The organism is Gemmatimonadota bacterium (assembly GCA_041390105.1).
Classification (GTDB): domain Bacteria; phylum Gemmatimonadota; class Gemmatimonadetes; order Longimicrobiales; family Gaopeijiaceae; genus JAGQIF01.
Genome location: JAWKQO010000001.1, coordinates 991271 through 1017818 on the forward strand (window position 1 = coordinate 991271; position 26548 = coordinate 1017818).

Below are 26548 nucleotides of genomic sequence, written 5' to 3' on the forward strand. Positions count from 1 at the left end.
CCCCACCGGGGCGCCCCCGGGTTCAGGTGCCTGGCTGCGCGTCTTCTCGAGCCGTCGGAGGTGGGCTACCATGGGGTAGCATGCGAGCAGGGTGCCAGCGAGCAACAGGATGCCGATGAGTGAGCCGCGGCCGCACCGCACGCTCCGGCTCGTCTGGGAGGTGCTGGTGGCGTCGACCGCCGCGCTGCTGGCGATCACCCTTCCCATCCGTTTGCTCTCCGGCGGGGACCGCGGCCTGCCTCCGATCGCCGAAGTCTTCGTGACGGTCGTGTTCGGGGTCGACTTCGTTCTGCGGGTCCGCGCACGCCGGAGTTCGGGAGCGCCGACAGGACCTGCATGGGCCACGGTGGACGCGCTGGCCGCCCTTCCTCTGGCGCCGCTCCTCCACCGCCCCGAAGCCGGGCTCCTGCGGCTGGTGAAGCTGCTCCGGGCCTTCCCGCTCTTCGGTGGGATCGGTCACCGGCTGCGCGCCAACCCTGCCCTGCTCCGCCTCGGCGGCTTCGTGCTCATCCTCCTGGTGCTCGCCCACTGGCTCGCGTGCGCCTGGATGGCACTCGGTGGCAGGGGTCCTGGCGGCCTCGCCCGAGCGAGCTATCTCGAAGCCCTCTACTGGACCGTGACCACCCTGACCACGGTCGGGTACGGAGACGTAACGCCGGCGACCGCGCCGCAGCGGCTCTACGCGATGAGCGTGATGCTCCTGGGCGTCGGGGTCTACGGATTCGTGATCGGGAACGTGGCCACGCTGCTCACGCGCGTGGACATGGCTCGCGCCCAATACGTGGCCACGCTCGATCGCCTATCGGGCTTCCTGCGCTACCGGCGCGTCCCTCTGCACGTGCAGCGGCACATCTTCGACTACTACCGGTACCTCTGGGAGCACCGGATGGGGTACGACGAGGCGTCGCTCCTCGAAGATCTGCCCCCCACCCTCCGCCAGGAGCTTTCCCTGGTGCTCAAGGGGGACCTGATCGAGAAGCTCTCGTTTCTCGAGGGAGCCTCCAAGGAGCTCATCCTCGACCTGTGCATGCGCCTGAGACCTCTCGTCTTCACCCCGGGCGACACGATCGTTCGCGCGGGGGAAGAGGGGCGGGACATCTACTTCATCAGCGGTGGTGCGGTCGAGGTGCTCGCGCCCGATGGGACGCGGGTGGGCACCCTCACCGATGGCGACTTCTTCGGCGAGCTCGCGCTACTCCGCTCCCAACCGCGGACGGCGACCGTGCGTGCGCTCGGATACTGCGACCTCTACGCGTTGGACCGGGACGCCTTCCTCCGCACACTGGAGCGCTATCCAGACTTCGCGGAGCGTATCGAAGAGATCGCACGAAGCCGTCCCCACCTGGAGGGATAGGGCCCGGACTGCGAGGTGCACGGCCGCCCCCCCCCACCCGCGCCCCGCTTGCCCCAGCCGCAGGCCTCTCCCTACCGTCCGAGCATCGATTCCCCATCCGACAAGGAGCGGTGAGCCATGGCTCCCCTTCGACGGTTCCTCAGCGCCTTGGCCTGCGTGCTGGTCTCGGCTGGCCCTTCCCTCGCTCAGCAGTCGGTCCTGGAGACCCGTGACCCGGGCCAGGCCCAGGATGCCGACTTCGCGCGCGCGATCGCCGAATGGACCACGCAGCCCGAGTTCATGAGCCCGCTGGTGGACCACTTGCCCACGGTCGAGGGCGTGCCCTCCCCCAAAGACGTCTTGGGCTATCACATCGGCGCTCCCAAGAAGCTCACCTACTATGCGGATATTCTGCGCTACTACCGCGCCCTGGAAGCCGCTTCGCCGCGTGTCAAGGTGATCTCGACGGGGACCACCGACGAGGGCCGGGAGACCGTGGTGGTGTTCGTCAGCTCGGAGCAGACGATGGCCAACCTGGACCGCTACCGGGAGGCGCTGGCCCACCTCGCCGATCCGAGGGGGCTGTCCGCCGAGGAGGCCAAGGCCGTCATCGCCGAGGCCAAGCCGATCTACCATGTGATGGGGGGACTGCACAGCGGCGAGACCGGCCCACCCGAGATGGAGATGGAGCTGGCCTACCGCCTGGCCACCGAAACCTCACCGCTGATCCAGGGCATCCGCGACAACGTGATCACTTCGTTCACGCCGGTGGCGGATCCGGACGGACGCGACCGCTACGTGGATTGGTACTACCGCTACCTCGTCGACATCGACAACGAGGACGACCGCATGTCGGGCCCGCCCTACTGGGGCAAGTACGTGCTGCATGACAACAACCGCGACATCAACTACTCGCAGGTGACCATGCGCACTCTGCTCGATTGGTACCTGGAGTGGCACCCGCCCATCATGCACGAGCTGCATGAGTCGATCCCCTTCATGTACAACTACAGCGGACAGGATCCACAGAACCCGGCGTTCGACCCCATCCTGTTCGGCGAGCTGCCCTGGTACGCCAACTACGAGATGGCGCAGATGATCAAGTACGGGATGCCGGGCGTGTGGACCCACGGGTTCATGGACGCCTGGTCGCCCGGGTACCTGGGCGCCATGTCCTACAACCACAACGGTCTCATGCGCATGTACGAGACCTTCGGCAACGGGGGCGCCACCACCATGGAGCGCGATCTCTCGGGAGGGGGCGGTCGTCAGGTGACCCGGGAGTGGTATCGCCCGCTCCCGCCCTATGAGAAGGTCGTCTGGTCCATGCGCAACAACACCAACTACATGCAGACCGGAGTCCTCCTGGGGCTGCAGCTCACCTCGCAGTTCCCCAAGGTGGTGCTGGAGAACTTCTATCTGAAGACGTTGCACTCGATCGAGGACGGCGAGAACAAGACGCCGCACGGCTTCGTCCTGCCGGCCGGGCAACGGGACATGACACGCGTGGCGCTGCTCGTGAACCTGCTCCGCACCCAGGGCATCGAGGTGGGTCAGGCTCGGCGGGCCTTCCAGATCGGGGAGACCACCTATCCGGCCAGCTCCTACGTGATCAAGCGCAACCAGCCCTACGGGCGTCTGGCCAACCTGCTCCTGCAGCGTCAGGACAACTACCCGGACGAGAGCCTCCAGACCTACGACGACAGTGGCTGGACCATGGGCTTGATGCTCCAGACCGAGGTGGTGGCCGTCGACGACCAGGCCATCCTGGAGGTCCAGACGGCGCCCGTCGATGCGGTGAGGCTCGCCGGATCCATCACGGGGCGGCGCTCCCCGGCCCTGTACGCAGTGCCTCATCTGGGCTCCACGAATATGATCACGCTGCGCTACCGGCTGGCCGACCTGGGTGTGCAGGCGCTGGACGAAGCGTTCGCGGCGGAAGGCGTCGAGCTTCCCGCGGGCTCCTTCCTCATCCCGGCGGCGGGCGCGGACGAGCGCATTCGCGCGGCCATCGAGGAACTGGGACTCACGGCCGTCGGGCTGTCCTCCGCGCCCGATGTCGCCACGCATGAGTTGGACCTTCCGCGTATCGCGATGTACAGCACCTGGAGCAGCACCCAGGACGTCGGTTGGGTGCGCTATTCCTTCGATCAGTTCCAGATCCCCTACGACCTCATCTACAAGGAGCGGGTCCGGCAGGGCCACCTCAAGCGTGACTACGACGTGATCGTCATGCCTTCCCAAGGCCGGGACGGGAAGAGCTTCGTGCAAGGCCTCGAGCCCCGCGACCGACCCGTCGCCTACACCCAGACGCCCGAGTTCAAGAGTCTGGGAATGTACGGATCGTCTGACGACATCACGGGAGGGATGGGACTGGAAGGCGTCCTGGAGTTCGAACGCTTCCTGAGCGAAGGCGGAGTGCTCATGACGCTGGGCAACGCCACCACGTTCCCGACGGACATGGGTCTCGTGCGAGACATCAACAGCTCGCGGCCCGGCGGCAACTTCTACGCACCGCGCCCCATCGTGGAGGCGCAGGTCACCCAACCCGAGAACCCGATCTTCTACGGCTATACCGAGAGCACGCTGCCGATCAAGTACACCAACGGTCCCCTCCTTCAGGTACCCGACGACGAGCAGGACGACGTGATGCTCATGAAGTTCGTGGGGGGGAAGGATGCCGTGCTCAGCGGCTTGATGCGTGGGCCCGATCAGATCCGCAACCGCCCCGCCATCGTGTCGGTTCCGGCCGGTTCCGGCCGGCTCCTCATGTACGCCACCAACCCGGTGTACCGCTGGCAGAACCACGGCGAGTTCAACATGCTCTTCAATGCCCTGTTGAACTACAACGACCTGGAGCGACGGGCGAAGCATCCGGTGACCGAGGACGCGGCCGCCGGAACCGGCGCGGCCCACCCCTAGGCCCGGGGCCGGCCTCGGGCACGCCGCGGGACACCCGCCTTGCCCCGAGGCCGGTCGCACGGTCTCTTGCCTGGTGCTGGTCCAGGGCCGGTCCACCCCCGAACACGCGGACTCGCTCGAGATGCCCCCCAACGAGCATTCCTATTCCAAGCCTAAGCTGGTCCTCCTCGGGCCTGCGCAGGCCGCGGACAGCGCCGCGGCCCCCGCCGCCGCCACCCGGAGGTCTCTCGCCATCGATCGGGACTTTCGACTCGCGGTCGAGGCTCTGGCCCTCCAACCTCAGGAACAAGCCCAACTCTTCGAGAACAGCTGCGTCACCTGTGGACTGGTCACCCGATTCTCGACTGCGGCGACGGCATTCGAGGGCCTCTGGACGGGTCGGCTCGCGGCGGGGCAGGCGCGCCTCCTTCAGGAGTTGCGTGAGTCCGTGGCCGGGTTGACCGCCGCGGACCTCACCTGCTTCCGTTCCGATGTCCTTACCCGACCGGGCTGGGCGCAGGTGCGACGACGGGCGGTCCGCCTGGCCTTGGCGCTGGGGTGGTCCGAGAAGCTGCCCTTGCATGTCCATCGCAGCCGAACGGCGCGCTGAGGATCGCGCTCACCCCGCTTTCTCTGCTGTCTCCGCGTCCAGATGCGCGCGGATCCGCTCGATCAGCGGATGCCCCCGCGTATGGCGCGCACCATACGTGAGGTTGAACGCGTAGTCGAAGTCGGGGGGGTTGGCGCCCTGGTTGTGCTGCAGGATCGTCTCGAGCTTGTCGAGCGCCTTGGCCACCTTCGCTTCCGGCGATTCCGCTGCCTCGTACTCGTCCCAGAGCGCGAGCAATTCCAGGCGCTTGGCTTGGGGGAGGGGCTCGAGCAGCCTGACCAAGTCCCGGCGCTCCGCGTCGGACTTGGGTACGGTCGGATCTTGCAGCGTGGCGGGGATGTCTCCGCCCAGAGCCTCGCCCAGGTCGTGGATCACGCACATGCGCAGCAGCCGATCCAGGTCGACTCCGTCGAAGCACTCGCCGAGGACCACGACCATGAGGCACAGTCGCCAGGTATGCTCCGCGACGCTCTCACGTTCCCCGCTCGACGTCCAGGCGCTCCGGTGCGTGGTCTTCAAACGCTCAGCCGTCCGCAGGAACTCCAAGGGTCCTTCGAGCTCGGCATCCACGAGTCCGTCCTCGCTGCTGTGAGCGCTCCGACCCCGAAGCAAAGCCCACTCTTCCAGCAGCGCAACCTTGTTGGCCGCTAGCCGGCCTGCCCGTCTTCCGTCCCGGCCGCCTTGCGGATCTGGGTGATCAGCTCGTGCATGCGGTGCTCGATGGCGGCCATTTCTGCCTCGGCCCGGGTGGCGTCCCTGCCGCCCCGCTTGGCGTCGACGCCCAGCCAGTTCAGGCGCTTCACCTCTTCCAGGAAGACAACGGTGAGATTCCGGAGCCGATTGAAGCGCCGGGCCCTGGCCCACGCGTCCGACGTCCGGGCGCGCTGGGCCGGTTGGATCCCGGCGGCCACCCAGATCAGGGGCGCCAGGGCCGTGAAGCCGACGACGGTCCGGAGGAATCCGGGGAGCGGCAGCGCCAGGGCGACCGCTTCGACGATGACGACGGTCCAGAGGATGGCCCGGGGAATCCAGGCTTCCTCTGAAGCCGCGTGGCTGAAGGCCACCTCCTCCGCGGAGGCAGCTTTTGCGACTCTGTTCATGTCCCTCGCGCTCGAAATGGGGCACTGTGCACCACCTCTGTCGAGTCAGAAGGCAAGAAGCGCGCCGCGGGAGCGGGCCGGCCCATACGCCCCACCGCTCAGCGGTTCAGCCAGTACGCCACCTTGATCAGAAAGGTGTTGTCGGGGTGGAGATCGAAGAGCCCGTCGAAGTCCTGGCGCCAGGGGCGCCGGCTCTGGTCCTCGGCGAAGGCCTCCCGGCCGTGCGCCCAGACCAGGAAGAGCGTGGAGCCGGGACGGTACTCCCAGCGGACCACCGCGTTGGTCCTCAGCTGCCGGAACGAGAAGCTGGCCGGCGAGCCCGCAGGGGGCGTGAAGGGTTGGTAGCGGTCCTGGTAGGCGGGGGCGTCCGGGGTCGCGCTGATCTCGCGCACGTCGGACCACGTCCCGCTGCTGGCGAACGGCTCGCCATAGAACTCGAAGGTCAGATCCGGCGTGGCTGTGTAGTTGACGCGCAGGTTGAAGGACACGGTGCGCTGGTCCAGGTGGGCAAAGCTGTAGTGCACCGTCCCGGGGCCATCGCTGAAGTTGCCGTACCACTGCGCGTCCCGGTCGGCCCGGAAGATGTTGGCCCCCACGCTGGTCGTGAAGCGATCCGAGAACCGGAAACGAAGGTACGGACTCAGGTTGGTGGTCCGCGTCTGACCCTCGTCCGCGAACCCCAGGTTCACCCACATCCCCCCCGCCAGCGTCCTGCGGCTGTCGGAGTTGATCCCTCCCCACGGGTAGAACCCGCGCGAATCCCGAACCGAGGGCCCACCGCGCGTGCAGCGGTCGCAGTAGCTCTCGCCGAGGTCGCCGAGGGTCCCCCCCAGGTGCACGTCCCAGTTGCTGTGGAGGCCCATGTGTCCGTTCAGGTTGATAGCGCTCTCCAGGCGCAGCCCCGAGGTGGTCCAGTGCTCCCAGTGGTTGGCGTTCACCTGCGCCCATCGGTACACGCGCGTCGGCGTGCGAAAGCTGAGCGCCGCCCAGGTGCTCCAGTCCACGATGTCGGCGCGGCGCAGGAACCCCAGGTCGTTGGGCTCGAAGCCTGCGGACTGCTGCACCAGGCTGGTTTCGAAGCGGGTGATCCCGCCGCCGTACTTGCCGAACTTGAGCTGCGCTGCGTACCCGGAGAGGGAGGTGCGCGTGGAGTCGAACACCAGCTCGTCCCCCGGCTGCTGGTAGTAGTGCACTGAGCCGCGCTGCGTGCGCGCGATGGCTTCGGCGCTGCCCGCGACGCGCGAATAGGCGAACGACCCGGCGACCTCGTAGCGCCGATCGCTGAAACGATTCCGGAAGGTGACGCCGGAGACGTAGGCGCTCTCGTGCAACCAGGGGGCGCTGAAATCGTCCATCGCTCGGTTCACGGCCGTGCCGATCCAGCTGATGCCGGCATCCCCGTCCCGGAAATCCTGCTGGGCGCGCAGCACGGCGTAGTTGGTCCGTGGCTCGACGGTCCGCCCCTGGGCGCCTTCGACCTGTTGGGTGAACGCGTCGAGCGCGCCGAACGAGAAGCCCCCGGCGGTGCGACCCGTCAGCTTGGCGGCGGCCGCGATGGGCGTCGCAGTGGGCGTACGAGCGTCGCCATACTGGCCCGAAAGCGACGGGCTCCGACCGATGCGGCGGGAGTAGAACAGCCCTTCGTTGGTGGAGCAGTCCACGACGATGTAGCAGTTGAGCTGGAAGCTGTAGAGCCCGGTGCCTTCCACGAAGAAGGGGCGCCGCTCGCTCAGGAAGGTCTCGAACGCGGTCAGGTTCAACACCGCCGGATCCGCTTCCACCTGCCCAAAATCGGGATTGAGCGTGGCGTCGAGCGTGACGTTGGGCGTGAGGCCGATCTTGAGGTCGCCACCCACGGCCAGCTGCTGGTCGCGCTCGAAGCCGCCTCCGGTCGGCCGGGACACATTGCGGGTGAGCACGTAGGGCGTGACTTCCGTGCGGCGCGTCGATCCCAGGCCGGCGAGGCCCTCCAGTTGCCCGAGCTGCGAGATGAGGCCGCTGGTGGTGCGACTGAACAGGGGCCAGGCGACGGTCTCGTTGTAGCGCTCGATGTCACGCCACACCCCGAAACCGAACGTGTGATCGGCGGCATCGGCATAGCGCAGCTGGGAAAGCGGGATCTGAAACTCCGCAGTCCATCCCAGGGAATCGACGCGGGGCACCACGTCCCACACACCGTTCCAGGAGACGTCCTCGTTCCCGTCGTTGAAGATGGAGAAGTCGCGCTTGACGCCGTCCGGATTGACGTGGAAGGCAAAGCCGGTGCGCCGGTCGTTGTACGAGTCGACGTAGAGGCTGATCTGGTCGGAAGGTCCCCGGACGTCCCGTCGGGTGAGCGCGCGCCTGATGCTGTCGGGATGGCTGTCGAAGGCGCGCACGAAGACATAGAGGTTGTCGTCGTCGTAGGCGACCTTGAACTCCGTGGGCAGCGACGGAGCTGCATCGGGCTGGGGATCGAACTGCCGGAATCCCGTCTGGGCTGGAGCCCTCAGCCACACGGCATCGCCGTCGCGGCCGTCGATCTGTGGAGGCACCTCCGCGCGGATGGCCACCGTCGCCCGGGCCCGCCCCGCTCGCTCCGCGGCTCCACGATCCCCGTCGAGCGACTGGGCACCCAACCCTCCGGCGGCAACCGCCAGCCCGAGGATCGCCACGATCCCTGCGCGCATGTCCCCCCTCCCCGCCCTCTCGGGCCCCGTTTCCGGTAGCATCGCACCGTTGGATGGACGGGAGGGGGAAAGGGTTTCAATTCGAATGTCACCGGGTCTGCGCCCGGCGGCCCGACGGACACCACGACGGGCAAACGCCGGCGCAGGCCCGGGTCGCTACGGCGGGCCGGGGAGCACGCGCTCCACCAGGGTCTGTCCCGCCCGCAAGCCGTCGGGATGGATGCCGTGTCCCATGCCCTTGTAGAGGCGCACGTCCACCTCGGCGCCCATCGCCGTGAAGAGCGCAGCGCTTTCCCGCACGCGCTGCGCCGGGATGTGCGGATCGGCATCTCCACAGGCGAAGAGGGCGGGCATACCGGTCAGGGCCGCCCCTTCCCCGGGCCCGCCCGCGTCGGGTCCGATCACGCCGCCGGCAAAGGCGAGGAGCCCACCCAGAGCCCGCGGCCGCCGTCGCAACGACTCGCTCGCCAGACAGGCGCCCTGTGAGAACCCCACCAGCACCACCCGCGTTGAATCGATCCCCGACTCCGTCAGCGTCGCCTCCACGTCGTCGAGCACCGTCAGTGCCGACGTCAACCAGGGCTCGTTGCGGTGGGTGGGCTCCAGGAAACGGAACGGATACCACGTGTGCTGTGCCGCCGCCGGCGCCACCAAGGTCACGCCCTCGGAGGCCAGGTGCAGGCCCAGGTTCAGGATGTCCTCGCTGGAACCTCCGCGGCCATGTACCAGGACCAGCGCGCCGCGAGCCTCAGCGAGGGGGGCGCCTGCCCAGAGAAGGGACTGCCCCTGGTGGGGGGAATCGGGTCCCGTCGTACCCGGCGTCGTCGATGGCATGGCATCCTCTTCCACGAGCTGGTCTGGCGCGACGTCGATCGCGGGCCTAACCCTGGAGCGCTCCAGAGGTGCCCTCGCAGAGCCAGAACGCTCATGACCCCGGACGAGTACCAGCAGCACGCGCACACCGTCGCCGACTGGATCGCGGAGTACTGGCGCTCCATTCGCCGCTACCCGGTCACGCCGAACATGCGTCCGGGCGATCTGATCGATCGACTCCCCGACTCCGCTCCGGAAGAGGGCGAGCCGATGGAGCGGATCCTGGCGGACTTCGAAGCGGAGATCCTCCCCGCCGTGACCCACTGGAACCACCCGCGCTTCCATTCCTTCTTCGCGATCTCGTCCTCCCCGCCTGGCGTGCTGGCCGAGACGCTCATCGCGGGCCTGAACATGCAGCACATGCTCTGGGCGTCGGGGCCGGCCGGCACCGAGCTGGAACAGGTCACGCTTGATTGGCTGCGTCAGTGGTTGGGCCTCACCCCCGGCTGGTTCGGACAGATCCTCGACACCGCCTCCACCTCCACGTTGCATGCGATCGCGGCCGCGCGTCACCGCGCCGACCCCGAAAGCCGCGATCGCGGTCCCGACGGACGACTGCGCGTCTACACGTCGGAGTACGCGCACTCCTCGGTGGACAAGGCCTGCACGATGGCCGGCATCGGTCTGAACAACCTGACGCGCCTTCCCGTCGACGAGGCCTTCCGGCTGCGCCCGGACACCCTGCGCGAGGCCATCCGCAGCGACCGCGCCCAGGGGCTGCGGCCCGCATGCGTGGTGCCCACCGTGGGGACGACCGGCGTCACCAGCGTCGATCCCGTCCGGGAGGTGGTCGAGATCGCGCGCGAGGAGAACCTGTGGGTCCACGTGGACGCCGCCTACGGCGGAGCGGCGGCCGTGGTCCCCGAGCTGCGGCACCTGCTGGACGGGGCGGACGGAGCCGACTCCATCGTGGTGAACCCACACAAGTGGCTCTTCTGCCCGATGGACATCAGCGTGCTCTATACGCGTGACCCCGACACCTTCCGAGGCGCGTTCTCCTTGACGCCGTCCTATCTCCAGTACCAGAGAGACGATCGGACCGTAGACCTGATGGACTACGCGATTCCGCTGGGGCGCCGCTTCCGCTCCCTCAAGCTCTGGTTCGTCATGCGGTCCTTCGGACGGGCCGGCATCGTGCAACGGATCCGCGAGCACGTGCAGTGGGCCCAGCGACTGACCGACCTGATCGCTGCCGATCCGCGCTTCGAGATCGCGGCGCCCACGACCATGGGTCTGGTGTGCTTCCGCTGCCGAGCGGGGGAGGCGGCGACCCGGGCGCTCCTCGAGGCCATCAACGGATCAGGGTTCGCGTTTCTCTCCCACGCCACCATCGCAGGCCGACTCACGCTGCGCTGGGCCCTGGGTACCTACCTCTGCACCTGGCAGGACCTCGAAGCGGTCTGGCAGCGGGTCCAGGAGGCCGCGCCGCCGCCGGAGTAGACGCCCCGGCCGTCTGCCACGCATCGCCCGCCGGCTCGCGCGCGGGCCGCGGGACCGCCCCCCCTCGGCCGGGCTCAGTGCCCGGCGGCGTGCCCGTCCTTGCGGGGGTCCGACGCGGCAGCCCAGCCCCGCGGCAGCTTGATCACGAGCTGAGCTCCGCCGTACGCCGGATCGGAGTCCGAGATCTGGTGCCCCAGGGCACGCAATGCGGCTCGCGTCTCGGCCCCGATGGCGGGCTCCAGGGCCACGTTGCGACCCGAGAGGTGATAGAAGCGCGCCGCGTCGACCGCCGCCTGCGGGTCCATGTGGAAGTCGATCAGGTTGATCAAGAGCTGGGCATGCCCTTGCGGCTGCATCGCTCCCCCCATCAGCCCGAACGCCATCCACGGCTGCCCGTCCCGGGTGACGAATCCCGGGATGATCGTGTGGAACGGGCGCTTCCCGGCCGCGGCCCGGTTGGGATGACCCACCTCCAGGGTGAACCCGGCCCCGCGGTTCTGCAGCACGAATCCGGTCCCCGGCACTACGACGCCGGACCCGAAATAGCCGAAGACCGAGTTGATGAAGGAGACCATGTTGCCGTACTGGTCCGCCACCGACAGGTAGATGGTCTCCGACGCCTGCGCGGCCTCGGGCGCCTCTTCGCGGTCGGCCGCCGCCCGGGGTGAGATCAAAGCCCGGCGACCGGAGAGGTAGGCCTCGGAGAGGAGCTCCTGGGGCGAGGTCGTCATCCAGTCAGGGTCCGCCACGTAGGTGCGGAGGTCCTCGTAGGCCAGCTTCTTGGCTTCGATCAGATGATGGAGATACTCGGGCGAGTTGTGTCCCATGGCCGCGAGATCGAAGGGCTCCAGCAGCTCGAGCATCTGCAGGGCCGCGATCCCCTGACCGGACGGGGGCAGTTCCCACACGGTGTAGCCGCGGTAGTCGACCGAGAGCGGGTCCACCCAGCGGACCGAGTGGCCCCTCAGATCGTCGAGGGTCAGGAAGCCGCCGTTGGCCTGCAGGTGCTCGACCACTCGCCGGCCGAGGCTTCCGCCGTAGAGGGCAGCGGGGCCCTCGCTCTGAAGCTGCGCGTACGACGCCGCCAGGTCCGGATTGCGAAACCACTCCCCCGCCTCGGGACCGCGGGTTCCCTCGAACAGATAGGTCGACGCGGCGCCGGGGTCGCGCGAGAGCTTGGGAACCTGCGCCCGCCACTGGGCGGCGATCACCGGCGTGACCGGGAAGCCTTCGTCCGCGATGCGGCGCGCCGGCTCCAACGCCCGGGCCAGATCCAGCGTCCCGTACCGTTCCAGGAGCGCGGCCCACCCCGACACCGCGCCTGGAACGGTGACGGACTGGGGTCCGGAACCCGGCATACGCTCCACCCCGGCGGCCAGGAGGGCGTCCGCATCCAGGAGCGCACCCCCTTTGCCTGACGCGTCCAACCCCACCAGCCGCCCTTCATCGGCCGACCAGAACAGTGCGAACATGTCGCCCCCCATCCCGGTCATGTGGGGCTCGACCACCCCCAGGACCGCCGCCGCCACCACGGCGGCATCGATGGCGTTGCCCCCGTTCTGGAGCACCTCCAGAGCGGCGGCCGTGGCCAGGGGCTGACTGGTGGCCACCGCGCCCCGCGGCGCGTAGACGGTGGAGCGGCCCCCGGCGCTGAAGGGGCCCTGCTGGCCCGACAATTCGGCGGTCGCGCTCATCGACACTCCTAGGGCGAGCAGGGCGATGAAACGTTTTCGGTCGCTCATGCGTCGTATGTGTACGGAGGGAGGAAAGTGGTGGAGGACAGAGGAGACATGACTACGTTGAGGAAGACACCCCCGAAGATGGCGATCCTGGGAATCACGCTGACCGTCCTGGCGTTGGCGTCCGGAACCTTGCTGAGCGGGACCCCCGCTGCGGGCTCCGAGCCGGCGCTGCCGGCCCAGCCCGCGGTCGCGTCCCCGGTAGCCCCCCCGGCCCCCAGTCTCGCCGTGAACTGCTGAGTCATCCGCATGCGGCTCCCGGGCCGCATGCGAACCCCGCCAGTACGCCCCCCGGGTGCGTCGACTAGAGGATGAGCGCCAGGGGGATCAGGATCACGTAGCCCAGGACGAGCAGGAGCGGGGCCGCCGTGATGGAGCCCTGCGAGAGCAGCAGGTACCCGAGCCCCACGGCCGCCAACCCGGCCACCCCCAACACCCCATTGATCGCGGAAAAGCGCAGCGCCTGGGAGAGGGTTCGCTCAGGGCTCGCAGCGTCGGTCTTGGACGTTCTATTCTTGGCCACGGCTGCACGCTACCCGGCCCCGACCCCCATGGTCAAGGGACTCGGGTGCCGAAGGGGTCAATCCTCGTCGTCGTCGTCGTCCATCCCGATGAGGTCGCCTTCGTCGGAACCGTCATCGAGATTGAACTTGCGCAGGATGCGCGCGAGCCGCGACCGCGAGATCGCCAGCGTGCGGGCCGCCTGGCTCTTGTTGCCCCCACAGCGGTCCAGCACGTCCGCGACGTGCGCCGCGATCACCGCGTCCAGCGTGTCCGAGTCCGGCCCCTCCGAGCGCTTGGCCCGCGAGGAGACCTGGATTCCGAGTGAGATATGCTCCTCGGCGATGGCATGTCCTCGCGCCAGGACGATGGCGCGGGTGAGCACATTCTCGAGCTCGCGGACGTTCCCCGGCCATGAATGTTGCTTGAGGCGCCGCATCGCGGGCTCGGAGATGAAGCGGGACTGCGACCCCATCTCGCGCGCGGTCTTGTACAGAAGCGCCTGCGCCAACAGGGGGATATCCTCGCGGCGCTGACGCAGCGGTGGCACCTCGATCTCGACGACCTTCAGTCGGAAATAGAGATCCTCACGGAAGCCGCCCTCTTCGACCAACTTCTCGATGGGCTGATGGGTGGCCGCCACCACGCGTGCCTCGGTGAAGCGCGGCTCCTCCCCACCCACGGGATAGAACTGACGCTCCTGCAGCACACGCAGCAGCTTCGTCTGGAAATCGGGCGAGGTGTCGCCGATCTCGTCCAGGAAGATCGTGCCCGAGCCCGCCAGCTCGAAGTACCCGCGCTTGGAGGATACGGCGCCGGTGAACGAGCCCTTCACGTGCCCGAAGAGCTCCGACTCCAGGAGCGTATCCGACAGCGCGGTACAGTTGACCGCGATGAAGGGCTCGCGTGACGCCGCCGAGTTCTGATGGATCGCGCGCGCGATCATCTCCTTCCCCGTGCCCGTCTCGCCGCGGATGAGCACGGTGGCGCGGTTGCGAGCCAGCACTCCGATCGTCTTGAAGATCTCGATCATGCGCGGATCGCGCCCCACCACCGTGTTCTCGCCGAACGAAGGGGGCTCCCCGTCGTCCTGGACGCGCCGGGCCGTGCGGTTGAGCCGCTGGGCTTCCAGGCAGCGCCCCACCAGGGACTCCACCTCGCCCAGGTCGATGGGCTTGACCAGGTAGTCGAAGGCGCCCGCCTTCATGGCCATCACGGCCGAGCTCATGTCCTCGTGGCCCGTCGCCACGATCACGTCGACCTCGGTCATGTCGGCCTTGACCCGCTCCAGGAGCTGGATGCCGTTCATTCCCGGCATGTGCAGGTCGGTGATCACCACTGCGGGATCGAACTCCTTGATGCGAGAGAGCGCTTCTTCCGCGCTCCCCGCGGTTCCCACGTGGTGGCCCACATGCTCGAGCTTGGTCTTGAGCACGGTCAGGGCGTCCGCATTGTCGTCGACCAGCAGAATACGCGACGGCATCGGCAAAGCGTTGCCTTCCTTGAGCGCGGGGGGGCTCGGGTGGCGCAGGGGCGCGCCGGTCCGACTCAGACGAGGCTACTACCCGGCCTCCCCACCGGGGTTCGGATCGGGCGGTGGAGCCGGTGCCTCCGTCGCCGCCGCCACGTCCCACCAGGCAGGCGCGTCGGGGGGTTCGGCCGCACGCAGCCGGGCCATGCGGTCCCTCAAGCGGCGCGCCCTCCAACGCCAGAGCAGCAGCAGGACCGCCCCCAGGGAAAGCCAGAGAAGGACGCTCTGGGAGAGTACCAACCCCCATCCGTAGCGCCGCTTGACCCAGCGAAGCCAGGCCGACTCGAACCGCCCTGGCGTGAAGCCGAAGACCTGCGCCAACGCCTCGTCGAAGGACCCGTCCGAGCGCCATCGCTCCAGGAAGATCCGGAGGCCCTCTTCTCCGGCCGGTTCGAGAAGGTACTCGACGGCCGTGGCGGCCAGGTCGTAGGCCAGGCCCGCCCGGGCGGCGCCAGCGGGCCAATCCAGAGACAGGGAGTCGAGCGGCGGCGCGGCACCGGTGGCCAAGGCCCAGCGGAGCTTCCAGCCGGCTCTCGCGTCCCACTCGCGCGCCGCGTGAAGCGCGTATCCCTCGTGAAACCATCGCGGTATGCGGAGCCCTCTCAGGTGTTGCTCGAGACCGAGGTGGGCCCATTCGTGGCGAAGCGTCACCGCCCGCGCCCCACCTCGGGTGCGGTTGGACGCATAGACCGGCAGCACGATCACGTCCTGGTCCGGCAGCGCCACGGCGGCGCTCCAGTCGGGAGGCGCTCCCCCGGTGAGGGAAAGAAAACGCTCCTCCGTCTCGGCCAGCCGTAGCTGAACCCCTCGGGGCAATCCAGGCGGTAGCGCCAACAACGGAGGTAGCGCGTCCAGCTGATCCAGCAGCGCCTGGGCGCGAGCCCGGTTCCCGTCCCAGAACTCCACCCGGACGCGCTCGCCCACCACGGCCTGCGGGGCGGTGGGCGGAGTCTGGACCTCCGACGCCACCACCGTCAGCGCCATGCAGAGCCACGCGAGAGCCATCGTGCATCCGATCGAGCCGGAGGAGCGTGGGCCCTGCGCCGAGGTTCCGCCCCCCCGCGGTGCTGTCCTCCGCGCTCCGGGCCGGGGGGCCCGAGTCGGACCGGGACCGGCAGATGCCCTAGGCGGTTTCCAGCGTGCGGTGGCCGGAACGAGCCGTCTCGTTGGACGGGTTCAGCTCCAAGGCCAACTCATAGTACTCGGCCGCCCGCTCGTGCTCCGCTTCCTGATGGGCGAGCTGACCGAGTTTGGCATACACGTCGTCCCCCAGTCGGGGTTCGACCCGAACGGCCCGTTCGTAGTGAGCACGGGCCCCGGCCGGGTCGCCGCGCTGCAGGGCCAGGTCACCGAGGTTCTTGTGTGCCTGCGGGGGCGGGTCCTGCCCCACCGCGCGCAGGTAGAACGCTTCCGAGGCAGCGGGCTCACCGACCCGCTCCAACACAGCGCCCGTATTGACCAGGATGGTGCCGTCCTTGGGATGATGCGTCAGCCCCTCCCGCCCGATGCGGACCGCGTCCTCCATGGCGCCGTCCATGGCGGCGGCCAGCACGGCGTGCGCGTAGTACATAGGAGGCGGCACCTTCCCCCGCATGCGCTCGCGGTAGCGAATGAAGGCGTCCGTCGCAGCGCCCGCCTGCCCCGCTTTCAGCAGCGTGATACCACGCTGCAGGAACAGATCGGCGTCCGTGGGACGCACGCCTTCCGCCACGTCCAGCAGGTGGAGCGCCTCGTCGGTACGTCCCAGCATCTCGAGCGCCAGCGCGCGGTTGCACAGCACCGAATAGCGCTTCTGCTCCGCGGCCGGCAGCGCGCCGAAGTGCTGGAGCGCGTCCGCGGCCTTGCCACCGCGCAGCGCGATGAGCGCCAGCTTGCGGTGCGCCCGCTCGTTCTCGGCATCCAGCTCCACCACGCGCCGGAACTCTCGCGCCGCGTCCTCCAGCAATCCGGCGCGGTCGAAGGCGAGTCCCAGATCGAGATGGCGCTTCACGCGCAGCTCGGGCGTGTCCTTCTGGGCTCCGACCTTTCGTCCGCTCTGTTCGGCAAATCCCGCTTGCACCAACCCGTACAGCGCCTTGCCGACCTCGAACTCGACCAGCCCGGTCTGTCGTACGACCTCGTCCACGGAGCGCTGGCCGTCGAGCACGGCGATCACCTTGTGCTGCTCGCGCGTCAGCTCGACTTCGCCATCCTCGGGGAGCCGAGTGATGGAGAACACCAGATCGAACGAAGGAATGCGCTTCTCGATCAAGCTCCACTCGTCGACCCGGCGCGCACCCTCCAACAGGAGGTTCTCCGCGTTGATCGAGACGAGCCGCGCCTCTTCCTCTTCCGGAACGTGATCCGGGTCGAAGTGGAACGAGCCCTGGGTCCAGGTGAAGAGGTGATAGACCGCCTCCGAGACCTGAAGCTCCACATACGACTTGAGCTGGTCCTCGGACATGGCACCCTGGGCGACCAACATGCGCCCCAGGCGGGCGCCTGGTCGGTGGGCCTGCCCCTCCATGGCCGCCGACAGCTGCTCCCGGTTGATGACGCCGTTCTGTACGAGCAACTCCCCGAGACGGTCCGGCCTGTTCAATACGGAAGCGTAGGTCACCCGCCCCTGATCGAAGTAGACATAGCCGAAGTTGGAGCGATCGGTGATCCACAGACATCCGCTTTTGCGACCCATGGCCAGCAGCTGGCAGATGTCCGCGAGGTTGACCTCGTTGAGCGAGCCGCGTAGCGCCATCAGATGTCCTCCGCCACGATGCGATCTTCCACGCGCGGCCACTCCCAGACCACCTTCTCCGGGGAGGGACGCCACGGCTCGCGCGGAGCTTCCGTGCGGGCGGGGCCGGTCCCGTTGCCGACAAGAGCGGCCGTCTCAGGGCCAGCGGGCTGCTCGAAGGGAGCGAGGATGGCATCGATGATCTCACTCAGCTCCGAGACGGGGAGGGTGTCGTTCCACCCCTCCCCGCGCTCGGAAGCCGTGTGAGAGGTCACCGGAGCCGGATCGAGAAGGTCCGCCGTCGCTGGCTGGGGTGCTTCGGTCGGTTCCTCGCCGGACTCCGGTGACATGTCGAAGGCGCCAGGCGCCTGGGGCTGCAGAGGCTGCGCGTCCGAGACGTCGGGCACGGCGCCGGGCTGTGCTCCAGGGGCCGCCGGCGCGGCGGCTGCCGGTGCCTCGGCGCTGGTCGCGCGGGACGGGGCAGCGCGCACCGGCTCCGGTGGCAACGGCCGATCGTCCTCGATCCCGGCTTCGCGCTGCCACCGCTTCTTCTCGGTGAGCAGCGTAGGGAAATCGTCCGTGCGGATCTTGATCTTGGTGAGCGACGGGGGCGCGCTCGGGTCGGGCCCCACCTCCGGCGTCAGGGCATGCCGCTCGGAACCCCCGTCCAGCCCGGCCAGTGACGCCTCGAAGGCGGGGTCCAGCGCCTCCTCGGGGCGGATCACCTTCCCCTCGTCGTCCCTGCGCACCAACGCGAGGTCCGGCCCCACCTCGCCGCCGCCCTCGAGGCTGTCCAGCGACGTCTCCAGCGCGCTCTGCCGCGTCTGACGGCGGGCGAGCAGCTCCGAGGCCGGCAGCGGTGGCTCGCCCTTCACGTCGACCTCGACGACCAGCCCGCCTTCGAAGCGCGAACGGAGTCGATCGTCGACGTGGGCCACGCGCGACGGCGGCCGGTCGGCGGCGATCACGATGCGCGCGCCACGGCGCTTGACCGCCTCGAACAGGTGGAAGAACTCGTCCTGCGCCCGCTCGGTCTGGGAGAGCTCCTGCGCCTGGTGGACCATCAGAAGCTCGACCGTCCACCAGCGCTCGCGCCACGCTCCCGCGACCCCTTCGGACAGCGCGGCGATGAACTCCTCGGCGAACTCCTTGGCCGAGATCAGGGCCGCGCGCGCCCGGGGACGGGCCGCCAGATAGGTGGTCCCGAGCGCCTCGAGCAACTCGCGGGCTCCGAAGCCGTCGGGACTCCACACGAAGAGCGGATTGTATTCGGGCGTCTCCTCCCCGGTGAACTCGCGGGCGGCTTTCACCGCCAGCGGTGGGAAGCGTTCCGCGATGTCGTCGAGCACGCGGTCGTCGCGGAAGGGTGGGAAGTCCCGCACCCGTTCGCGGGCCGAAGCGAGCAGCGCCCGCGCCTCCTCGACCCGCTCCGGGTCGGTGAGCACTCCGCGTGCGGCTTCCGGCCAGGGATTGCCGACCATGTCCAGCTCGGACTGGATGGTCCTCAGCTCGTCGAGAACCGCATGGTACTCGTTGACGATGCGGTCCGGGTCGGCGGGCTCCAGGTCCCCATCGAGCACCCGGCGCAGGCGCGAGGCGCTGAACCCCTCCGCTTCGGCGGCCTCGGCGGCCTCACGGATGAGGGTCTGCCACGGCTCCTCGAACTCGGGCTCCTCGTGCAGGGGCACGCTGGACACCGTGGCCAGACGGCGAGGCCGCCGAGGACGTTCGCGCGGCACGTCCACCAGCTTCGGCACTTCGGCGGCGGTGACCACCCGACCTTCGAGATCCTGGATGGCCAGGATGCGGTTGAGGCCACCCATCAGCTCGCGCACGTTGCGGAACGGCAGGCGCGCCACGGCCTCGGCCACGTCGTCCGCCAGCTCGATCCCACGCTCGGCCCGTCGCCGCCGGATGATGGCCAGCCGGGTCTCGAACTCGGGGGGCGAGATGTCCACCATCAGCCCACCCGAGAAGCGAGACAGCAGCCGCGCGTCCAGTCCATCGATCTCGGCCGGCGGCCGGTCGGAGGCGAGGACGATCTGACTGCCGGACACGTTCAGCGCGTCCAGCGTCCGCAGCAGGATCTCCTGGGCCTCGGATTGTCCGGTCAGGAACTGGACGTCGTCGAGGAGGAGGATGTCGAGGTCTTTGTAGCGGTCCCGCATCTCGTCCTGCCGACCCTGGGCGAGCGCGTCCGCCAACTCGTTCAGGTAGCCCTCGAGCGTCTGGTACAACACGCGCGCGTCGGGATTCAGGCGCTCGGAGTGATGCGCCATGGCGTTCAGGATGTGGGATTTGCCCAGGCCCGACGCCGAGTAGAGGAAGAGCGGATTGTAGGACGCCGCCGGGGAGTCGGCCGCTCGGCGCGCCGCCGCGGACGCGAGGCGGTTCCCGGGACCCACGACGAACGTGTCGAAGGTCATCCTCGGGTCGAGGTCGAAGGCGACGTCCCGGATCATCGGTCGGGGAACAGCCGTTCGAGGCTGGCCATGAGGGAGGACTCGAACTCTTCGGCCCGCGAGGGTCCGTCTCCGCCGACGCCGGCCAGGGAGCCCAGCGTGCGCGCGAAGACCTCGAAGGCCGACCGGGCTGGCGTGGCCCGCCCGTTGGCAGGAAAGACGGTGAGGAAGAGGATCGGCCCGGCCGGCGTGACCAGCTCGCTCAGGAAGAACTCACAGGTGGTCCCGCGGTTCTGGGCGTGGGCCATTCCGGGGTCCCCGACCAACTCACCGATCTTCTTTCCGGTGGCGTGGATGCCCGCCGCGAGCGTGGCGATCTTCATGACCTGGCGGGAGTCAGGAAAGCCTCTCTGGAGCAGGAGCCGCCCCGAGCGGTTCATGAGAACCACGCGCGCTGCGCCCGCGTCACGGACGAACGTGTCGACCGCGATGTCCAGTGGTCCCGGCGGAGGCTGCCGCTTCTGTGTGCCCCCCGTCGAGCTCGCTTCCATTCCGCCCCGGCCTATCCTCCGCGCGCGGCCCGGCCAAAGGCCAGTGCCGCCGCGAGATCCGGCGGTGGTGGGATTCGGAAGTGCAGGAGCTCACCCGTCACCGGGTGAACAAAACGCAGTGCCCGCGCATGCAAGAATTGCCGAGGCACCCGGGCAAGGAGTTCCCTTGCCCATCGTCTCTGCGGTCCCGCGATTCCGCGCTCCCAGCCCGCGCCATACAGGGAATCTCCGATGACCGGATGACCCACATGCAAGAGGTGGACCCGGATCTGGTGGGTCCGCCCGGTCGCGAGGCGGACGTCGAGAAGCTCGGCCGCAGGCCACCGTTCCCGGACCCGGATCTGGGTGCGCGCCGGCCTCCCGGACTCGACGACCGCCATGCGTTTGCGATCGCGCGGATCCCGGCCGATGGGCGCGTCGATGGTGAGCGGGTCCTCGGCCAGATGACCCCAGGCTGCAGCCAGGTAGATCCGCCGGATGTCCCGTTTCTTGAGGGCTGCGCTCAGTCCGAGGTGGGCGGCGTCCGACTTGGCCACGATCAGGAGTCCGGACGTGTCCTTGTCGAGCCGGTGCACGATCCCGGGCCGGAGCCGTCCACCCACACCGGAGAGGTCGCGCACGTGAAACAGGAGTGCGTTGACGAGCGTGCCGCTGCGGTGTCCCGGCGCCGGGTGCACCACCATGCCCGCACGCTTGTTCACCACCAACAGGTGCTCGTCCTCGTGGACCACGTCGAGGGGAATGTCCTCGGGCAGGATGTCGACCGGCTCCGGCGCGGGCACGGTCACATCGATGATCTGCCCGGGCTCCACGGGGTCCGCCTTGCGGGCAGTGCGCCCGTCGACGAGCACCTGCCCTGCCGCGATCAGCGAAGCGACACGTGTGCGCGAGAGGCCCAGCCGTTCCGAGAGGAAACGATCGAGTCGTCCGCCGTCGCTTGCAGTCGCCTGCAGACGCTCACGTCGTTCGCTCACGCAACTTCCTCTCCTCCCACCAGATGGCGACGATCAGCGTGAGCGAGCCGCCGAGCACCGCGACGTCGGCGAGATTGAAGACGGGGAACGACCAGCGCAGCACGCGCAGGTGGATGAAGTCCACGACACCGGCCGGCTGCTGGAAGCGGTCGATCAGATTGCCGAGCGCACCACCGAGCGTGACCGCGACCGCATACAGGCGCAGACGCTGTTCGACCGGCATGAAGACGAAGACCAACACCAGAAGCCCGGCCGCACCCAGACCCAACCAAAGCGCCCAGCGACCGGGCCCGCCTTGCACGCCGAAGGCGGCTCCCGGATTGAGCAGGTACGTCAGCGTGAGCACGTCTCCCAGGACGGGAACCCGGTCTCCCACCTGGAGCCAGACGCGAATGAAGTTCTTGGAAAGCTGGTCCAGCAGAACCATGCTCCCGGTCACGCCCAGTAGCACGACCAGCTTGTTGGGGCGCCGCACGGCGGGTGGCCCCTCGGCACGCTCCCGCTCCGTCACCGACGACCTGTTAGTCGCCCCGGACGACGTCGAGACCGATCCAGGCGGAGCGTCCGTCGAGGTCCTCCGAGCGCGTGTGAGCGAACCGGCCCTCGGCAGGGCCGTCCAGCACGTCCAGCTCGAGCGTCAACGTCTCGGCCTTGAGCGCATCGGCGAAGTGGCGCGCGGCACCCACCACCTCGGCGGGGCCGGCCACCGCCAGGCGGATCCGGTCCGAGACCGCCAGGCCTCCGTCCTTGCGGAGGCGCTGCACGCGACTGACCAGCTCGCGATAGAGCCCCTCGCTCAACAGCTCGTCGTCCAGGGTGGGGTCGAGGGCGGCGACATGCCCGGCCTCCGCCCGAACGGCGAACTCGCCCTGCGCCTCTTCGAGGACGTCCAGATCCCCGGTCTCCAGCGCGAAGGCCTCCCCGTCGACCTCGATCTGTACCGCCTCGCCGGCCCGGTAGCGCTCCAGGGTCTCGGCGTCCAAAGCCCGCACCGCATTGGCGGCCAGCTCCGTCCGCTTCTGGAAGCGCTTGCCCAGCGCGCGGTAGTTGGGCTTGGCTGAGATCCGCACCAGGCCGTCGGAGGAGGAGAAGAAGTCGACGTCCTTCACGTTGAGTTCGTCCTTGAGCACATCCAGCAGCTCGGGACGCGGCGCGCGGCCACCTGGCACTACCGCTCGCAGGGTGCGCAGGGGTTGCCGGACGCGGATGCGCACATCCTCGCGCGCGGCCCGTCCCAGGCGGGAGAGCACGCGTACCGCGCGCATCTCCTCCAGGAGCGCTTCGTGGTCGGCGGATCCTGGACTGGCCTGCGGAAACGGGGTGAGGTGCACGCTTTGGCCCGTCAGCGCACGACAGAGCGCGTCGGAGACGAACGGTGTGACCGGTGCCAGCAACCCGCTCACGGTGTGCAGGGCATCGTAGAGCGTACGGAAAGCCGCACGCGCGTCGGCGCTGTCGCTGTTCCCCCAGAAGCGCCGTCGCGACCGACGCACGTACCAGTTGCTGAGGTCGTCGACGAAGGCACCCACTTCCCGGTAGGGCCGTGTGATCTGGTAGCTGTCCAGATCCTCGCGCACCAGCCGCACCAATCCGTCCAGGCGGGCCAGCAGCCAACGATCCAGCACGGGGCGTTCCCCGGGCGCCGGGTCCGCGTGCGACGGGCGCCAGCCCTCGAGATTGGCATAGAGTGCGAAGAACCGGTAGGTCTCGAGCAGCGTGTCGAACAGCGCGCGGCTGGCATCCGCCACCACGGCCGGATCATACCGTTTGTCCGCCCAGGGGTAGCTGACCGTCATCATGGTCCAGCGAACCGCGTCGGCGCCGTGCTCGGCGATGGCGTCGAACGGATCGACGACGTTGCCGCGCGACTTCGACATCTTCTGTCCGTCCGCGTCCAGGATCAGGCCGTTGACGATCACGTTCCGGTACGAGGGACCGAGCCCCAGCATCGTGGAGATGGCGAGCAGCGAGTAGAACCAGCCCCGCGTCTGATCCATGGCCTCGCAGATGTAGTCGGCCGGGAACTGGTCTTCGAAGATTTTCTGGTTCTCGAACGGATAGTGCCACTGCGCGTAGGGCATCGAGCCCGAGTCGAACCAGACATCGATCACTTCGGGCGTTCTGCGCATCGTCCCGCCGCACGAACAGGTCCAGGTGACCTCGTCGATGAAGGGACGGTGCGGATCGAACGGCTCCGGCAACGGACCCGCCCGCTCCGCCAGCGCTGCGAAGCTGCCGATCCACTCGACGTGCTCGCGGTCCTGGTCACAGACCCAGGCCGGCAGGGGCGTGCCCCAGAAGCGGTCGCGGGACAACGCCCAGTCCACGTTGCCCTCCAGCCACGCGCCGAAGCGCCCTTCGCCCACCTCGGGCGGGTGCCAGGAGACCTGGTGGTGGTTGGCCAGGAGGTGGTCCTTCAGCGTCGAAGTAGCGGCGAACCAGGAGTCGCGCGCCATGTAGATCAGGGGCGAGCGACAGCGCCAGCAATGGGGATAGCTGTGCACATAGCGCTCAGCACGGAAGAGCGCGCCCCGCTCCTGGAGAAGGTCGAGCAGGATGGGATCGGCGTCCTTGACGAAGAGCCCACCCACGACGTCCACCTCGGGCAGGAAGTGCGCCTGGTCGTCGATGGGACGGAGCAGAGGAAGCCCGTGCCGCTGTCCGGCCGCGTAGTCGTCGGCGCCGAAGGCCGGGGCCATATGAACCAGCCCGGTGCCGTCATCGGCCGATACGAACTCCTCCGCAACCACCGTCCAGGCCGTGGGCGAAGGGTCCTTCACCTCGATCAGGTCGAGCGGCCGCTGATAGCGCGTGCCCACCAGCTCGCCACCGGTGTGGCGCCCCACGATGGTGGCGTCCTCGCCGAACAGCGCAGCGGCGCGCGACTCGGCCACGATCCGGATGCCATCCGGTGTGTCGACCTCGACGTACGTGAGATCCGGATGGACCGCCAGCGCCGCATTGGACGGCACCGTCCACGGTGTCGTGGTCCACGCCACGAAGGCGCGGCCGCGCGGCTCGCTCGCTCCGGACGCATCGAGAAGCGGGGCCAGGAAGTAGAGGGACGGATCCTCCACCTCCTCGTAGCCCTGAGCCACCTCGTGCGACGAGAGCGCGGTTCCACAGCGCGGACAGTAGGGCACGCTCTTGTGGCCCCGGTAGAGCAACCCCTTCCCGGCCAGCCGCTCCAGGATCCACCAAACGCTCTCGATGTACTCGGCGTGGTAGGTCACGTACGGCTTGGAGTAGTCGAGCCAGTACCCGATGCGCTCGGAGAGCTTCTCCCAGACCTCCAGGTAGGTCCAGACCGACTCGCGGCAGACCTGGTTGAAGCGCTCGATGCCCAAGGCCTCGATGTCCGGCTTTCCGGAGATGCCCAGCTTGCGCTCCGCCTCGATCTCTACGGGCAAGCCGTGCGTGTCCCAGCCGGCCTTGCGCAGCACCCTGCGACCGGTCAGCGCCCGGTAGCGACAGATCAAATCCTTGGTGGTGCGACTGATGATGTGATGGAAGCCCGGCCGACCGTTGGCGGTGGGCGGCCCCTCATAGAACACGAACGGCGGTTTGTCCGCGGTCCACTCCTGAGTGCGGAGGAACAGGTCTTCCTCACGCCAGCGCGCGAGTACGGCCTCCTCCAGCTCGTTCAGCGACTTGGGCAGCTCGGGATAGATCATGCGTCGTCGAGGTTCGCGATCACGTCGTGCACGAGCCCCGTCAGGCGGGGCTCCGCCTCCATGGCGGTGCGGATGATGGTCGGTACGTCGGCCGGTTCCAGCGCGTCCGGCAAGCAGGCGTCGGTGACGATCGCAAAGCCGAGGACCCGGACGCCCATGTGCCGCGCCACGATCACCTCAGGCACGGTGGACATGCCCACCACATCGGCCCCCATCTGGCGCAGCATCCGGTATTCAGCGCGGGTCTCCAGGTTGGGCCCGGTGACCGCGACGTAGACGCCGCGCCGCAGTGCGATTCCGCGCCGCAGCGCCACGGCCTCGGCCAACCTTTGCAGCCTCCGGTCATAGGCCTCGGACATGTCCGGAAAACGGGGACCCAGAGCATCCAGATTGGGGCCGACCAGTGGATTGTCTCCCAGCAGGTTGATGTGGTCGTCCAGCAGCACGAGATCTCCGGGAGCCCAGAGCGGATTCATCCCGCCGCAGGCCCCGGTCACCACCAGCACCTCGATGCCGAGCCGCGCCAGGACGCGGATCGGGAATGCGACCTGTTGCAGCGAGTGGCCCTCGTAGCGGTGCATGCGACCTTGCATCGCGACGACCGGCACACCGGCGAGCCGACCGAGCAGCAACCGTCCCGTGTGGGACTCGACCGTGGAGAGCGGGAACCCGGGAATCGCATCATACGCGAGTTCGGCGGGGGTCTCGATCTCTTCCGCGAGCCCTCCGAGGCCGGTCCCCAACACGATCCCGACGCGGGGCGCTGTGAAACCGGGAAGGGAGCGGACGCGAGCCGCGGCCTCGTCGATGGCGGCCAGCGCCAACGGCCCCGGGCTCACCCGTCCGAGCCCGGCTGCTCCGACTCGCCCAGCGTGAAGCGCCAATGAGGCTGCCAGGGCGCCACCTCCCGGTCCTCGTCGTCCTCCCCAGGCTCAGGACCCAGCGTCTCGATGGCGACGATGTCCTCGTCGTCCTCTTCCTCTGTGTCACCCCGTGCATCGCTGGGCGCCGTGTCGCGGCCCCCTGCGCCCCCGCGAGGGACGAACAGTTCCAGCTCCAGCGGCCGCTCCTCGAGCGGATCACGGCCCTCTTCGACGGAGACGAAATCCAGCTCGCGCTCCAACATGGCACGCACTGCCCGAAGGAAGCGGCGGCGGCGGCGATCCATTTCGTCCATCGACAGGCGGATCTCGTCGAGGCGGTTCTCCGCGTCCATCAGCATCCGCTCGATCTCGGCCTCGGCTTCGCGACGCATCAGCTCGGCTTCCCGCTGGGCCTGTCCCGAGATGTCCTTGCGCAGAGCCTGCGCCGTGACCAGAGCGTCCTGAACGGCCTTCTCGCGATCCTGCTGCTCGCGCACCTGATCACCGAGGCGAGCCGAGCGCTCCTTGAGCGTCATGTTCTCCTTGACCAGCGCCTCCAGCCGCTCCGCCACAATCTCGAGAAACGTATCGACCTCGCCCGGATCGTAGCCGCGCATGCCTTTGCGGAAGTCGCCCCGTTTCTTTCGAACGTCCAGTGGTGTGAGCTCGATCAT

At 68.6% G+C, this 26548-nt stretch carries 21 protein-coding genes; 5 read left to right on the plus strand and 16 right to left on the minus strand.

What is annotated here, in order from left to right:
• The first annotated feature begins 115 nt into the window (after window positions 1-115).
• The 3 genes from R3E10_04460 (at window position 116) to R3E10_04470 (ending at window position 4844) form a co-directional block, all read left to right on the plus strand.
• The gene (locus R3E10_04460; protein MEZ4414984.1) at window positions 116-1354 is read left to right on the plus strand and encodes a cyclic nucleotide-binding domain-containing protein; all 1239 of its coding nucleotides are present in this window, start codon (window positions 116-118) and stop codon (window positions 1352-1354) included.
• Window positions 1355-1471: 117 nt separating this feature from the next.
• Window positions 1472-4255 (plus strand): M14 family zinc carboxypeptidase, encoded by a 2784-nt coding sequence (locus tag R3E10_04465; GenBank protein ID MEZ4414985.1) that lies wholly within the window; start codon window positions 1472-1474, stop codon window positions 4253-4255.
• Window positions 4256-4376: 121 nt separating this feature from the next.
• Entirely contained in the window at window positions 4377-4844 is a 468-nt protein-coding gene (locus R3E10_04470; protein ID MEZ4414986.1) for a hypothetical protein, read from the plus strand.
• A gap of 9 nt (window positions 4845-4853) precedes the next feature.
• On the opposite strand, the gene R3E10_04475 is transcribed toward R3E10_04470, so the two are convergent.
• The 4 genes from R3E10_04475 to R3E10_04490 form a co-directional block, all read right to left on the minus strand.
• Entirely contained in the window at window positions 4854-5414 is a 561-nt protein-coding gene (locus R3E10_04475; GenBank protein MEZ4414987.1) for an HD domain-containing protein, read from the minus strand.
• A 77-nt stretch (window positions 5415-5491) separates the two neighbouring features.
• A complete protein-coding gene (locus R3E10_04480; protein MEZ4414988.1) occupies window positions 5492-5944 on the minus strand; it encodes a hypothetical protein in 453 nt (150 codons plus the stop codon).
• A 98-nt stretch (window positions 5945-6042) separates the two neighbouring features.
• Window positions 6043-8613, minus strand: coding sequence for a DUF5916 domain-containing protein (locus R3E10_04485; protein ID MEZ4414989.1), 2571 nt, complete (start codon window positions 8611-8613; stop codon window positions 6043-6045).
• Between the two features lie 156 nt (window positions 8614-8769).
• Window positions 8770-9447: a dienelactone hydrolase family protein gene (locus R3E10_04490; GenBank protein ID MEZ4414990.1), complete on the minus strand. Its 678-nt coding sequence runs from the start codon at window positions 9445-9447 to the stop codon at window positions 8770-8772.
• A gap of 93 nt (window positions 9448-9540) precedes the next feature.
• Here R3E10_04490 and R3E10_04495 point away from each other — a divergent pair, with 93 nt between their 5' ends.
• Window positions 9541-10926: a pyridoxal-dependent decarboxylase gene (locus R3E10_04495; GenBank protein ID MEZ4414991.1), complete on the plus strand. Its 1386-nt coding sequence runs from the start codon at window positions 9541-9543 to the stop codon at window positions 10924-10926.
• Window positions 10927-11000: 74 nt separating this feature from the next.
• Here the strand turns inward: R3E10_04495 and ggt are convergent, their stop codons facing one another.
• Complete coding sequence (gene ggt, locus R3E10_04500) at window positions 11001-12620, minus strand: gamma-glutamyltransferase (GenBank protein ID MEZ4414992.1); 1620 nt, start codon at window positions 12618-12620, stop codon at window positions 11001-11003.
• Between the two features lie 96 nt (window positions 12621-12716).
• Between ggt and R3E10_04505 the strand changes: the two genes are divergently transcribed.
• Complete coding sequence (locus R3E10_04505) at window positions 12717-12905, plus strand: hypothetical protein (protein MEZ4414993.1); 189 nt, start codon at window positions 12717-12719, stop codon at window positions 12903-12905.
• A gap of 64 nt (window positions 12906-12969) precedes the next feature.
• Here R3E10_04505 and R3E10_04510 read toward each other — a convergent pair whose 3' ends face one another.
• From R3E10_04510 to R3E10_04560, 11 genes are all read right to left on the minus strand, one after another.
• Window positions 12970-13188: a hypothetical protein gene (locus tag R3E10_04510; protein ID MEZ4414994.1), complete on the minus strand. Its 219-nt coding sequence runs from the start codon at window positions 13186-13188 to the stop codon at window positions 12970-12972.
• A gap of 57 nt (window positions 13189-13245) precedes the next feature.
• Entirely contained in the window at window positions 13246-14649 is a 1404-nt protein-coding gene (locus R3E10_04515) for a sigma-54 dependent transcriptional regulator (protein MEZ4414995.1), read from the minus strand.
• Between the two features lie 78 nt (window positions 14650-14727).
• Window positions 14728-15702, minus strand: coding sequence for a peptidase MA family metallohydrolase (locus tag R3E10_04520; GenBank protein ID MEZ4414996.1), 975 nt, complete (start codon window positions 15700-15702; stop codon window positions 14728-14730).
• A gap of 118 nt (window positions 15703-15820) precedes the next feature.
• A complete protein-coding gene (locus R3E10_04525; protein ID MEZ4414997.1) occupies window positions 15821-17431 on the minus strand; it encodes a DUF4388 domain-containing protein in 1611 nt (536 codons plus the stop codon).
• Complete coding sequence (locus R3E10_04530) at window positions 17431-19872, minus strand: DnaA/Hda family protein (GenBank protein ID MEZ4414998.1); 2442 nt, start codon at window positions 19870-19872, stop codon at window positions 17431-17433. The genes R3E10_04525 and R3E10_04530 overlap by 1 nt, the downstream gene beginning before the upstream one ends.
• Entirely contained in the window at window positions 19869-20363 is a 495-nt protein-coding gene (locus R3E10_04535; GenBank protein ID MEZ4414999.1) for a hypothetical protein, read from the minus strand. The genes R3E10_04530 and R3E10_04535 overlap by 4 nt, the downstream gene beginning before the upstream one ends.
• 11 nt (window positions 20364-20374) lie before the next feature.
• Complete coding sequence (locus tag R3E10_04540; GenBank protein MEZ4415000.1) at window positions 20375-21337, minus strand: RluA family pseudouridine synthase; 963 nt, start codon at window positions 21335-21337, stop codon at window positions 20375-20377.
• Window positions 21321-21848, minus strand: coding sequence for a signal peptidase II (gene lspA, locus R3E10_04545; protein MEZ4415001.1), 528 nt, complete (start codon window positions 21846-21848; stop codon window positions 21321-21323). Before lspA ends, R3E10_04540 begins: the two co-directional genes overlap by 17 nt.
• A gap of 10 nt (window positions 21849-21858) precedes the next feature.
• Window positions 21859-25011, minus strand: a complete 3153-nt coding sequence (gene ileS / locus R3E10_04550) for an isoleucine--tRNA ligase (GenBank protein MEZ4415002.1) — start codon at window positions 25009-25011, stop codon at window positions 21859-21861.
• On the minus strand, window positions 25008-25820 hold the full coding sequence (locus R3E10_04555) for a purine-nucleoside phosphorylase (protein ID MEZ4415003.1): 813 nt from the start codon (window positions 25818-25820) through the stop codon (window positions 25008-25010). The genes ileS and R3E10_04555 overlap by 4 nt, the downstream gene beginning before the upstream one ends.
• Window positions 25821-25846: 26 nt before the next feature.
• Entirely contained in the window at window positions 25847-26548 is a 702-nt protein-coding gene (locus R3E10_04560; GenBank protein MEZ4415004.1) for a DivIVA domain-containing protein, read from the minus strand.